Below are 12,730 nucleotides of genomic sequence, written 5' to 3'. Positions count from 1 at the left end.
CGGTTGAAGCCATCGGCACAAAGGCCTAGATGGAGGGGAATAGCCCTAAAACCGAAAGGACAGAACCATGGAACGCATTACGATCGACATCGTCTCGGACGTCGTCTGCCCATGGTGCTATCTCGGCAAGGCCCGCCTGGAGCTTGCCATCGCCGAAGTGCAGGACGAAGTTGGCGTCGACCTCAACTGGCGGCCCTATCGTCTGAACCCCGACTATCCGCCAGAGGGCGTTGACCAGAAGAAGGCGCTCGAGCAGAAGCTCGGCGGCGCGGAGCGTGTCGCTGAGGGGCACAAGATGCTGACCGATCTCGGCCGCGAAGTTGGCATCAAGTTCGATTTCGACGCCATCAAGATCGGCCCCAACACGCTCGACGCACACCGCCTCATCCACTGGGCCGTCACCGAAAGCCGGGAAAAGCAAGACAAAGTAGTCGATGCGCTCTTTAAGGCCAATTTCGAAGAGGGACGGAATGTCGGCGACCATGCCGTACTGCTCGATATTGCCGAAAAGGCCGGGCTCGACAGATCCGTCATCGCCACCCTGCTTTCCTCGGATGCGGACCGCGATCTCATCGTCGGCGAAATCGACGCCGCGCAGAAGATCGGCGTCAACGGCGTGCCCTTTTTCATCTTCGACCAGCAATATGCCGTCAGCGGCGCGCAGACGCCGGATGTGCTGGCCGAGGCCTTGCGTGACATTGCCAAGATGAAGACGGAAGCGCGCGCGGGAATGAATTGAGCTGACGATGGCGCTTTCGCTGGAAAGCAAGCGCCGTTTGAAACCCCTCGAGCAAGTCAGCTGTCGCGAATCGCCGATAACAGCAGCAAGGCGGCCACCTGTATCAGGCCTTTGCCAGCAATCCCGAAGCCATCGCCCGGAAGGTCTCTACCGCCTTGGGCAGGATCTCTGCGGGATTGTCACTGGCGGCAACCCATAGGGCGGCATTCAGCGCTGCGCCGGACAGGAGGCGAGCTGCCGCTTCCGCATCAACCGGCTTGACGACTTCGTTCTCCAGAAGTCTCAAGACCGTCTGCCTCGTTCTTGCGAGACAGCTGTTCTGGCTGGGCCATTTCGATGGATCACCCAGCACCGCCGGCCCGTCAAGCAGAACGATGCGCTGGACCTCCGGATCGAGAGCCATTTCGATATAGGCTTCGCCTTCTGCAAGCAGGCCTTGCCAATCGTCTCCCGCCTGCTCGCCGATCGCTTTTGCCCGCAACGCCATCTCATTGTCGATCTGATCAACGACGGCAGCGAGTAACCCCCGTTTGTCTCCAAAATTGTGATAGAGCGCACCTCTCGTCAGGCCGACGTCCGCGGTCAGCTCGTCCATCGATGCGGCGGCAAATCCTTTTTCGGCGAAGGCTTTTCGTGCGGCGGCAACAAGCTTGTTCCGGTTCTCTTCCATTGTTTCCAAGCGTTTTGCCATAGCATCCTCAATATTTCACATACGCTTCGTATTTTAAATATTGACATACATCGCGTATATCGATATTTCACATACACGCCGTATATCAAACAAAGCGGCCTTTTGAAAAGGGCGTGCAGGATTGCGCGCCTCCGATCTTTTCACATTAATGCGATGGAGAGCGAAATATCATGACGACACGTAGTGCGATTTTTCCGAAGAACAGACATGCACTTTACGAAGAACATGGCTATTCCGCCGCTATCCGCTCCGGTGATCTGTTGTTCGTCTCCGGCCAGGTCGGCAGCCATGCGGATGGAAGTCCGGAGCCGGATTTCGAACGTCAAGTCCAACTTGCCTTCGACAATCTGCAGGCAACCTTGGAAAGTGCGGGCTGCACTTTCAACGACATCGTCGACATCACCACGTTCCACACCGATCCCGAGCAGCAATTCGGTACCATCATGACCGTCAAGAACCGGATCTTCAGCGAGGCGCCCTATCCGAACTGGACGGCTGTCGGTGTCAATTGGCTGGCTGGCTTCGATTTCGAAATCAAGGTTATCGCGCGCATTCCAGACGCTGGAGAGACTCGCAAGCCCCGGGCCGCATGAGGATATGTCGGATACTGGAGCTATCTCGGCATCGAACACCTTTCCGCTTGTTGCCGTCTTTGAGAAGGCATACTAATTTCCAAATCGCTTGAGGGAACACTGTCCGGCGACAAAGTTAGACATTGGTATTAAGCGCTGAGCTGTTCTGTGAGCCGCATGAAGATCATTTTCCGTTGCGACCCGAATCTGCATGATTATTTGCCGAAACCAGCGGCGGCGCGGTCCTGTTTGCCCGATTGGCTTCGCCAGATGCCGAATACCTCGTTTTCGGAATTTCATGGACGTGACATACGAACCGTCAAGCAATGCCCGCCTTTTGTCGACGCCATGACCCATGGCTTCATGATCCTGCTGCCATGCGATGTGACAGTAAAAGCTGGAAAATTCTCCTGGGACTGGGATGTGCCAATACCGGCTGCGAAAAACCACCCCCGTGCGCCTATGAGTTTCCATGTGCCTGAACAAATCCTTGGATCAGCGCTGGCCAAAGAGGGAACATCCCAACTGGTAGCGATCAAATTCAATAGTTTCTGGACGATTGAGCTTGAGGAAAAGTGGTCGCTTTTTGCGACGCATCCTGCCAATCGGGAAGACCTCCCGTTTCGAACCGTGACCGGAATGGTAGATTGCGACAAATTCCACGACGCAGGCATCAATTTCCCGGCAATCTGGACAAGATCGGATTTCGAGGGCGTATTGTCCAAAGGGTTGCCGGTCGCACATTGCTTTCCCGTCCGGCGGGAAGACCTTGAGCTTGTCTGCGAAAGCTTTGACGGCGAACAGATCGCCGGTTACGACCGGACAGTCGGCCAAATTCTGGTCGAGCCTGGCATTTATCGCAAGAAATTCAGGGATAAGCGTTCCCGCTCACCTGGAGAGAAAAGAGCGCAGGCCCGCCTTGTCGAGGAATAGAAGACCATTGCGTCCAGAACTCAGCACATTTGCTATCATGCCCAGCGTCGCAGGCGAGAGCGCATAGGCATCCCGGTACGCGCCAATTGCACCTTCCATATCACCAAGCTGCTGTAGAGCGCTACCGAGGTTGAATTTAGCTTGCGGATCATCCGGCTTACGCGCGAGCGCCGTTTTAAAGGCATCCACGGCACCGTCAAGATCGTCACAATCTTGACGCGCGAGGCCGAGGTCGAACCAAGCGCTGTGAGGTGCATCTGCCTTCACCGCAAACTCCAGCCGTTCGCGGGCATTTTCGAAATCCCCGGCTTCCCAAAGCAGACGGCCAAGCCTTGCGGCGGCCTCCCGTGAGGATGGATCGATCTCGAATGCCCGCTGCCAGGCCTTAGCTGCCTGCTGGCGTTTGCTATTCTGTTCAAATGTCCTGGCGAGCTCGGCGAGCGCGTCCGGAAAGGCGGCTGGAAGCTGAGCGAAATAGCTTTCGGCAAGGTCAAGCCGGCCAAGAGCGCGAGCAGCGCGCCCTGCGAGGAACAATGTTGCCGGATTTCCCGACCTGACTTTGAGGCTCTCCTCGGCACAATCCAGCGCCGTGACGAAATCCTGGACCGCGAAGCTCCCCGCCGCGAGGAGGTGATTGAGTACGGCGTCATTTGGGTTGTCGTCCAGGGCATTGCGGCACAGTCGCAGCGCGTCGGCATGCTTTCCGGAATTGAATGCCGCCACGACCTCCCGGACTTGCAATTCCACCGTGATCAAGCTTCACCTTCCCTTTTATTGCCGTGCCCTAACTTTGTACTTCAATTTCAAGCGGAGCAATCAAAAAAGCAGGAGCGGATAAATCGCTTCGGCTGCTTCAAATCTGGTTTAAGAAGAGCTTACGGGCAGTGCCATTTCTCAGGATTTTCACGAATAGCTGTGATCCTATCAAGCAAAGCCGAGAGGCAAGCGAAGGTTGATTGATAGAGCTACCGTGTCTATCCCAATTGACAGCTATTGGGGTAATCGCGCCACAACCCGACGGTCCGGAAGCGGCCCCGGGCCGGACATCGGTCGCCTCTCGACCGATGTCCGATTCTGGCGCATAGCGTACTTCGGAGATCGTATCCACGACGGCCGCTTAGAGCCGAAGGCGGCCTTGGATCGTGCCGTCGAAAGCGGTCGCCGAATACCACCGACCGGCTGAGAGACGCTTCCCTACTTAGCCAGCTCCGCCAGCTGCGTCATGACAACTGCCGCCCCCTGCAGCCGCTTTTCCGGCGTGGGAAGATCGCGGGTCAGGAAGACGCTGTGGTCGGGACGGATCTTTGCCATGGTGCCCTGCTTGGCGATATAGCCGACGAGGTTGGCCGGGTTCGGGAATTCCTTGTTGCGGAACTGCACGACGACGCCCTTCGGGCCGGCGTCCAGCTTCTCGACATTGGCGATGCGGCAAAGCGACTTGATGTAGACGATCTTGAGGAGGTGCTGCACCTCGATCGGTAAGGGGCCGAAGCGGTCGATCATTTCTGCACCGAAACCATCGATCTCCTTGATTTCGGTAATCTCGCCGAGGCGGCGATAGAGCGCCATGCGCAGATGCAGGTCAGGCACGTAATCATCGGGGATCATGACCGGCGTGCCGACGGAGATCTGCGGCGACCAGCCGGTATCCTGGATCTCGTCGACGCCCTTGACCTCGGCGACGGCCTCCTCGAGCATCTGCTGGTAGAGCTCGAAGCCGACTTCCTTGATATGGCCCGACTGTTCCTCGCCGAGCAGATTGCCGGCGCCGCGGATATCGAGGTCGTGGCTGGCAAGCTGGAAGCCGGCGCCGAGCGTATCCAGCGACTGCAGCACCTTGAGCCGGCGCTCCGCCGTCGTCGTCAGCACCTTGTTGACAGGCAGCGTGAAGAGCGCAAAGGCACGGACCTTGGAGCGACCGACGCGGCCACGGAGCTGATAGAGCTGGGCCAAACCGAACATGTCGGCACGATGGACGATCAGCGTGTTCGCCGTCGGCACGTCAAGGCCGGATTCGACGATGGTGGTGGAGAGCAGCACATCATAACGGCCCTCGTAGAACGCGTTCATGATATCTTCCAGCTCGCCGGCCGGCATCTGGCCATGGGCGACCGCCACCTTCAGCTCCGGTACATCCGACTGCAGGAAGGCATGGATATCGGCGAGATCGGCCAGGCGCGGGCAGACATAAAAGCTCTGACCGCCGCGATAATGCTCGCGCATCAACGTTTCGCGGATCACAAGCGAATCGAAGGGCGAGATGAAGGTACGCACCGCCATGCGGTCGACCGGCGGCGTTGTGATAAGCGAGAGCTCGCGCACGCCCGTCATCGCCAGCTGCAAGGTGCGCGGGATCGGCGTCGCCGACAGCGTCAGCACATGTACGTCGCTCTTCAGCTCCTTCAGGCGCTCCTTGTGCTTGACGCCGAAATGCTGCTCCTCGTCGATGACGAGCAGGCCGAGATTGGCGAACTGGATGCCGGCGCCGAGGAGCGCGTGGGTACCGACGACGATATCGGTCTTGCCCTCGGCAACTTCCTTCTTGGTAAGCGCCAGTTCCTTGGAACCGACCAGACGAGATGCCTGCTGTATGCGGATCGGCAAACCGCGGAAGCGCTCGGAGAAGGTCTTGAAATGCTGGCGCGAAAGCAGCGTCGTCGGCACGACGACGGCGACCTGCACGCCATTCATGGCAGCGACAAAGGCTGCACGCAGGGCCACTTCGGTCTTGCCGAAGCCGACGTCGCCGCAGACGAGGCGGTCCATCGGCCGGCCGGCGCCGAGATCCTCGCGCACCGCCTCGATGGCGTTCATCTGGTCGTCGGTCTCGTCATAGGGGAAGCGCGCGGCGAATTCGTCATAGAGACCATCCGGCGTACTGAGCACCGGCGCATGGCGCGTCAGGCGTTCGGCCGCGACCCGGATCAAGGCGCCGGCCATATCGAGCAGGCGCTTCTTGAGCTTGGCTTTGCGCATCTGCCAGGCGCCGCCGCCGAGCTTGTCGAGCTGCGCTTCGGTGCCCTCGCTGCCATAGCGCGACAGGAGATCGATGTTTTCGACCGGCAGGAACAGCTTGGCATCGTCGGCATACTGCAGCTCGAGGCAGGCATGCGGTGCGCCGGCGGCCTCGATGGTTCTGAGCCCAACGAAGCGACCGATACCGTGCTCGGCGTGAACGACGATCGAACCTTCGTCCAGGCCCGCCACTTCCGAGATGAAATCGGCAGCACGCTTGCGACGCTTCGAGCGGCGCACCATGCGGTCGCCGAGAATATCCTGCTCACCGATGACGATGAGATCGCCAGCCTCGAAACCGGCTTCCAGGCTGAGCACGGCCGCAGCCGCCTCACCCTTCGCCAGGCTGCCGAGATCCTTGAAGGCTTCGATCGTCTTGACGCGTGCGAGGCCGTGTTCGGACAGCACCTGCAGGAGACGGTCGAGCGAGCCTTCGGTCCAGGCCGAAATCAGCACCTTGCCGCCCGCAGCCCGCTTATCGGCGATATGCTTGACGACGGCATCGAAGACGTTGACGCGCTCACTGTCGGCGCTCTCGGTGGCGGAGCGCGCCCAGCGCGGTCCCTGGCGGGCATCGAGGCTGACGACGCGACGCGCCTCGCCCTCGTGCTCGTTGAAGGGTGAGATACGGATAGCGGCGAAGGCATCGAGCGCATTGCCGAAAACCTTGCCGTCGAGATAGAGCTGGCCTGGGGTCACGGGCTTATAGGGCGTGCCCTGCGCCATCTGCCCCTTGGCTTGCTGGCCGGAGTGCAGGCGAGCGTCGTAATAGTCGAAGACGAGCTTGGAACGCTCCTCGGCGGCCTCGCGAACGGTATGATCCGTCACCAGCCGGAAGCCCTTGAGATAGTCGAAAACCGTCTCCAGTCTCTCGTAGAAAAGCGGCAGCCAATGTTCCATGCCGGCATAGCGGCGACCTTCGGAGACGGCGAGATAGAGCGCATCGTCGCGCGTGGCCGCACCGAAGGCGGAGAGATAGTTTTTGCGGAAGCGGCTGATCGTATCCGGCGTCAGGGTCACTTCGCTCATCGGATTGAGATCGAGCGAGCGGACCTGTCCCGTCGTGCGCTGGCTGGCGGGATCGAAGCTACGGATGCTTTCCAGCGTATCGCCGAAGAAATCCAGGCGCACCGGCTCTTCCGTGCCCGGAACGAAGACATCGAGAATGCCGCCGCGCACGGCATATTCGCCGACCTCGCGCACAGTCGCCACGCGCTCGAAGCCGTTGCGCTCCAGGCGGGCCGCGATATCGTCCATCCGGACCTGGTTACCCGGCCGGGCAGAAAAGGCCAGGCTCTCGATAATCTCCTGCGGCGCTACCTTCTGCAGCATGGCGTTGACGGTCACCAACACGACCGCCGCATGCGGCTTGCGATGATGGGCAATGAGGCCGGACAAGGCCGCGAGGCGCCGGGCCGAGGTGTCGGAGCTCGGGGAAACGCGGTCATAGGGAAGACAATCCCAGGCCGGCAAGGTAAGTACCGGAATTTCGGGCGCGATAAAGCCGAGCATCTGTTCGACATCGGCCATGTGCTGGCCGTCGGACATGACATAGGCGACCGGCTGGCCGGCCTTTGCCATTTCGGCAATCAGGAACGGCTCCAGGCCGGCCGGAACATGACCGATCGTCATCGGCTCGCTGGCGGCGAGCAGCTTCTTCGCATCGAAACCGGGGATCATTTCGTTAAACCAAACCTTTCGGCGATCTCTTCGAAATCGGGCTTATAGGACGCGAGGCGCTCAAACAGCGGCGTCTGCAGATGCTGCGGTATCGGCAGGCTACCGAGTATCCACTTGAGGAGATCATTGTCCTCCTCGGCCATAATGCGCTCGAGCTCATCGAGGTCTGCCTCGGCAAGGCCCGGCAGCTCGTTGTCGGCAAACTGGCCGAAGACGAGATCCATCTCGCGGATGCCGCGATGCCAACAGCGGAAAAGGATGCGCCGACGACGAGGATCGAGATCGGCACTGCTGAGGGTAAGCCCAGTCATCAAAAACACCTTTATGTTGATGCGTCTCTATAAAACCAGCATTGAAAGGTGGGAACCGGTTTTTCAGAAAAAAGCGCCGGAAGCGCAATTTTCGGGGGAGTGATGGCCTCAAAGACGCCGTGCGTGGCGCGACCCCTTGCCAAACGCGCCCTGCCCGTCGCATTTTGCCCGCCATGCGTCCCGCTATCCTCGACCCGCTGTTTGCCTCCATCTCTTCGCTGCCCGGCGTCGGGCCGAAGGTATCCGAGCTGCTGGTGAAACTGCTCGACCGGGAGACGATCGACGATTGCCGCGTCATCGACCTTATTTTCCACGCGCCGCATTCGATCATCGACCGGCGCGAACAGCCGGGTATCGCCCGCGCGCCGCAGGGCGCCATCGTCACCATTACCGGCCGCGTCGATCGCCATCAGCCGCCGCCCAATCCGCGCAGCAACGTTCCCTATCGCGTCTATCTGCATGACGAAACAGGCGAGCTTGCGCTGGTCTTCTTCCGCGGCAAGGCGCAATGGCTCGAAAAGCAGCTGCCGATCGATGAAACCGTCACCGTCAGCGGCAAGGTCGACTGGTTCAACGGCCGGCCGTCCATGGTGCATCCGGACTATATCATGCGCGAGAGCGAGGCGGAAAACCTGCCACTGGTCGAACCGGTCTATCCGTTGACCGCCGGGCTCGCGCCGAAATTCCTGCGCAAGACCATCGAGGCCGCACTTCCGCGCATTCCGCAACTGCCCGAATGGGATGACCTTGCCCTTGCCCAGAAGCAGGGTTTCCCCTCGATATCCGACAGTTTCCATATGCTGCATGCGCCGAGAGACGCTGCCGATATCGATCCGCAGGCACCAGCCCGCCGCCGGCTTGCCTATGACGAATTCCTGGCGGGGCAATTGTCGCTCTCACTGGTTCGCCAAAGGCTGCGCAAGGTGGCAGGAAAGCCGGTGCATGCTACTGGAGAAATCAGCGGTAAGATACTGGAAACCCTGCCCTTCTCTATGACGAACAGTCAGCGCGACGCGGTTGCCGATATTCTCAAGGATATGGCAGGCACCGAGCGCATGCTCCGCTTGCTGCAGGGCGATGTCGGCGCGGGCAAGACGCTGGTTGCGCTAATGGCGATCGCCGCCGTCATCGAAAGCGGCGGCCAGGCCGTGCTGATGGCACCGACCGAAATTCTTGCCCGGCAGCATCACACTACGATCTCGAAATTCGCAGCAAATGCAAATCTTTCCGTCGAAGTTCTCACAGGTCGCACCAAGGGGCGAGAGCGAGATGCGATCCTCGAGCGCATCGCCTCCGGCGAGGCGCAGATCATCATCGGCACGCATGCTCTTTTCCAAGACAGCGTCGCCTATGCCAACCTCATGCTGGCTGTCGTCGACGAGCAGCATCGCTTCGGCGTTCACCAGCGCCTACGCCTGACTGCGAAGGGCATCTCGCCGCATATGCTCGTCATGACCGCAACGCCGATCCCACGGACGCTGGTGCTCGCCGCCTTCGGCGATATGGACGTGTCCAAGCTCACCGAGAAACCGGCGGGCCGCAAGCCGATCCAGACGATCACTATTCCGAACGAGCGAACCGGCGATATAGTGGGCCGGCTGAAAAGTGCGCTGTCAGAGGGTAAAAAAGCCTATTGGATATGCCCACTTGTGGAGGAATCCGAAGAATCCGATCTAATGTCGGTCGAGGAACGTCATGACACATTGACCAAGGCGCTCGGCCCCGGCATCGGCCTTATCCATGGCCGCATGGGCGGCCCGGAAAAAGATGCCGTCATGATGGCCTTCAAAAATGGCGAGATCCGCCTGCTGGTCGCCACGACCGTCGTCGAAGTGGGCGTCGACGTACCGGACGCGACGATCATGGTCATCGAACATGCGGAACGTTTCGGCCTGGCACAGCTGCACCAGCTGCGCGGACGCGTCGGTCGCGGTGACGAGGCCTCGACCTGTATCCTGCTCTATAAGGGACCGCTCGGCGAAACCGGGCATGCGCGGCTATCGATCATGCGGGAGACCGAAGACGGCTTCCGGATTGCCGAAGAAGACTTGAAGCTGCGCGGCGAAGGCGAGCTTCTCGGCACGCGTCAGTCCGGCACGCCGGGCTTCCGCATCGCCAGCCTCGAGGCCCATGCCGATCTTCTGGAAATCGCCCGCAAGGATGCCGTCTATCTCATCGAGCGCGACCCAGAGCTGACGGGCGAGCGCGGCATGGCAGTTCGGACGCTGCTCTATCTCTTCCGCCGCGACGAGGCGATCCGGTTCCTGCGGGCCGGATGAGCGGATGGACGCGTCTGCCGCGTCCATCCCGGTTTAAGAGCATTACTTGGTAGCGAGGCCGGGAATGGTGACCTGGAACACCTGGAACATGGTGTCGACATCGCCTCCGCCGTCGCCCTTGTAGGCGGCGCCGACCTGGAAACCATCCTGGGTCAGGAAGTCGTTGTCGTTGGCGACGAACAGGAAGTAATCATCCGGCAGCTTCGGATCCTGAACGCTGACAAGCGACATGGCCTCCCACTTTTCCGAAAGGTTGTTGCGGTCGTTCGGCGCGCCGTTATGGAGGCCGAAGCGAGCGAGATCGGCGCTGTCGTTGATGTCGATGAACTGACTGACCGTTGCCGGCTTTACCGAGGCGTCAAGAACGCCCTTGGGTGCGACCGGCTTGTCGGCATCGAACTTGCCCGCAATATCGGTGGCGGTGGAGACATCGACAGCAACGACGCTGCGATAGAGCGACTTGTCGCCTTTCACGCCATAGCCATTGTTGCTGTCACGCGCCAGCATCAGGAAGGTCTGCGGCGAGAGCGCATAGATTTCGCTCTGGGCTGCAACGGCCGTCTTGCCCTTCTCATTTGTAAAGACCGGCAGCGGCACGACATATTCATGAACCAGCTTCAGATTTGCCGGATCGACGGCATCATAGACCAGCGCACGGGTGTTCTCGCGCGTGGAGCTGGAATCGCCGCCATCCTGGCGCGTTGCGGATTGCAGCACGGCAATCAGGAACTTGCCGTCCGGCGTCAAGGACATGCCTTCCAGGCCCTGGTTGTTCTGGCGGCCACTGGTCGGATCCTTCGGATCCGGAGCGGATTCGCCGGGACCGGGGTTATTGGAAGCGAAGTTGACGGCGCCATTGCGCATCGGCAGCAGGGCCGCCGGCGGAGGGGTAGCGGACATCATGCGGCCATCGGCGGCGAAGCGGTAGATATAGGGGCCATATTCGTCGCTGATGAACATGGTGCCGTCAGGCAGACGCGCAACGGCTTCGGTATCGAGCGAGATCTTGCCGTTCGGAGCAGCGGGCAGCAGCGGCATGCTGCCTTCCGCAGGGCGAGTGCCATTGACCGGATCGAGACCGGTGGTGTCGGCGCCCTTGTCGTCTTTCAAAAGCATGGTGTCGATCAACTTGGCATCGACGCCCGATTGCTCCTTACCGGCTGGCGGGGTTGCGCCGGGCGCAACAGGGGCCAGAGTGACCTCGATCGTGTTGAGACGTGCGCGATAATCCGTCGTTCCCGCGACGTTGTAGCCACGGTCCGGCAGCAGCCACAGCGAGCCCTTATATGTGCCGTCAGCATTGCGAACCCAGCTCTTCGTATCGATCGACATGCCCGAGCCGGAGCCGAAGGTCTCGCCGAATTTGTCACGCAGGTTGGCCGGGATGCGGCCAACCGCGACACGTCCCTTGTTGACGAGCGTCACGCCCTGGACCGCGATGGAACTATCCGCAAGCGCCGCGACTGGCGCGGAAAAAACAAATGTGGCAAGCACAGCCGACAACAGCGGCAAGCTCTTGGAACGCATATATTTCAAGACAATATCCTCCGGTGAAAATACGTATGGCGACAATGAGATCCATCCGCGACCCACTCTCAAGCCGCGTCGAAGAACAACAGCCCGGGGCCGAAACTCCGAACGTTCGATGATGAGATGCATCCGACTGCCTATCCCGTACGACGATCTAAGGCGTCAATATGATAGGGACATGACAGTTCGCGCGATACGCGAAATCAGGAGACCTACGACAGGAACGGGAGTGTTAAGTCAGCGACTTCATCGGAACGGGCCTGGGCAGCCCCTTCGCCGCGACCAGCTCTTCCTTGTATTCGGGCGAAACCAGGCCGCCTGATATCAGGAGCTTGGCGCCATCCTCCGGGCTCATATCGAGCACCGTGATCTTTTCGCGCGGAACAAAAACAAGGAATCCGGCCGTAGGTACGGGAGTCGGCGGCAGGAAGACCGCTACCATGTCCTGACCCATGGCATTGAATTTCGAAGCAATCTCGCCCTTGGCATCCGTCGATATGAACACCATCGACCAGAGACCGGGGCTCGGATACTCGATCAGCCCCACCTTTTTGAACGACGAACCCTGCTCCTTCAGCACGGTTTCGAAGATCTGCTTGACGCTCTTGTAGATGGTCCGCACCAGAGGCACGCGATTGACGATCGACTCGCCGACACGGACGATGCTCTGCCCGATCAGGTTCTTGGCAAGAAAACCGACCAGCGTAATGAAGATCATCGCGATCAGCAGGCCGGTGCCGGGAACAGCAAAATTGAGATAACTTTCAGGGTCGTAGCGCGCGGGAATATAGGGACGGACCCAGCTGTCGGCCCAATGGACGACGGACCAGGTCAGCCAGAGCGTAATGGCAATCGGAGCGCAGATAATCAGGCCGGCCAGGAAGTTGTTTCTGATCCGCGTGGTCACGGACATTTTGATGAGCTTCTCAGTCATTCGCCGCTCGAAAACTCCGTTCGGTCGCCTACCGCCGACCGGCAAA

At 60.0% G+C, this 12,730-nt stretch carries 10 protein-coding genes; 4 read left to right on the top strand and 6 right to left on the bottom strand.

Annotation, left to right across the window (positions count from 1 at the left end):
- The first annotated feature begins 67 nt into the window (after positions 1-67).
- On the top strand, positions 68-739 hold the full coding sequence (locus FP026_RS27150) for a DsbA family oxidoreductase (protein ID WP_149637674.1): 672 nt from the start codon (positions 68-70) through the stop codon (positions 737-739).
- A 103-nt stretch (positions 740-842) separates the two neighbouring features.
- On the opposite strand, the gene FP026_RS27145 is transcribed toward FP026_RS27150, so the two are convergent.
- Positions 843-1,430: a TetR/AcrR family transcriptional regulator gene (locus FP026_RS27145; RefSeq protein ID WP_149637673.1), complete on the bottom strand. Its 588-nt coding sequence runs from the start codon at positions 1,428-1,430 to the stop codon at positions 843-845.
- A 170-nt stretch (positions 1,431-1,600) separates the two neighbouring features.
- Between FP026_RS27145 and FP026_RS27140 the strand changes: the two genes are divergently transcribed.
- A complete protein-coding gene (locus FP026_RS27140) occupies positions 1,601-2,023 on the top strand; it encodes a RidA family protein (protein ID WP_149637672.1) in 423 nt (140 codons plus the stop codon).
- Positions 2,024-2,179: 156 nt separating this feature from the next.
- A complete protein-coding gene (locus FP026_RS27135) occupies positions 2,180-2,935 on the top strand; it encodes a hypothetical protein (protein ID WP_188112699.1) in 756 nt (251 codons plus the stop codon).
- Here FP026_RS27135 and FP026_RS27130 read toward each other — a convergent pair.
- The 3 genes from FP026_RS27130 to FP026_RS27120 form a co-directional block, all read right to left on the bottom strand.
- Positions 2,891-3,682: a tetratricopeptide repeat protein gene (locus FP026_RS27130; RefSeq protein WP_246665468.1), complete on the bottom strand. Its 792-nt coding sequence runs from the start codon at positions 3,680-3,682 to the stop codon at positions 2,891-2,893. The genes FP026_RS27135 and FP026_RS27130 overlap by 45 nt on opposite strands.
- Positions 3,683-4,129: 447 nt before the next feature.
- Positions 4,130-7,630, bottom strand: coding sequence for a transcription-repair coupling factor (gene mfd, locus FP026_RS27125; protein WP_149637669.1), 3,501 nt, complete (start codon positions 7,628-7,630; stop codon positions 4,130-4,132).
- Positions 7,627-7,941 (bottom strand): succinate dehydrogenase assembly factor 2, encoded by a 315-nt coding sequence (locus tag FP026_RS27120; RefSeq protein WP_149637668.1) that lies wholly within the window; start codon positions 7,939-7,941, stop codon positions 7,627-7,629. Before FP026_RS27120 ends, mfd begins: the two co-directional genes overlap by 4 nt.
- A 173-nt stretch (positions 7,942-8,114) precedes the next feature.
- Here FP026_RS27120 and recG point away from each other — a divergent pair, with 173 nt between their 5' ends.
- On the top strand, positions 8,115-10,220 hold the full coding sequence (recG, locus tag FP026_RS27115; RefSeq protein WP_149637667.1) for an ATP-dependent DNA helicase RecG: 2,106 nt from the start codon (positions 8,115-8,117) through the stop codon (positions 10,218-10,220).
- Between the two features lie 42 nt (positions 10,221-10,262).
- Here recG and FP026_RS27110 read toward each other — a convergent pair whose 3' ends face one another.
- Both FP026_RS27110 and FP026_RS27105 read right to left on the bottom strand, forming a co-directional pair.
- Entirely contained in the window at positions 10,263-11,747 is a 1,485-nt protein-coding gene (locus tag FP026_RS27110; RefSeq protein ID WP_432444158.1) for an esterase-like activity of phytase family protein, read from the bottom strand.
- 235 nt (positions 11,748-11,982) lie between these two features.
- The gene (locus FP026_RS27105) at positions 11,983-12,684 is read right to left on the bottom strand and encodes a DUF502 domain-containing protein (RefSeq protein WP_149637665.1); all 702 of its coding nucleotides are present in this window, start codon (positions 12,682-12,684) and stop codon (positions 11,983-11,985) included.
- Positions 12,685-12,730 lie beyond the last annotated feature (46 nt).

It is taken from the genome of Martinezella tropici (assembly GCF_008370325.1).
Taxonomy (GTDB): Bacteria; Pseudomonadota; Alphaproteobacteria; order Rhizobiales; family Rhizobiaceae; genus Rhizobium; species Rhizobium tropici_B.
Note: the sequence above shows the minus strand (reverse complement) of the source record. Positions and strands in the feature narration are given on the sequence as shown.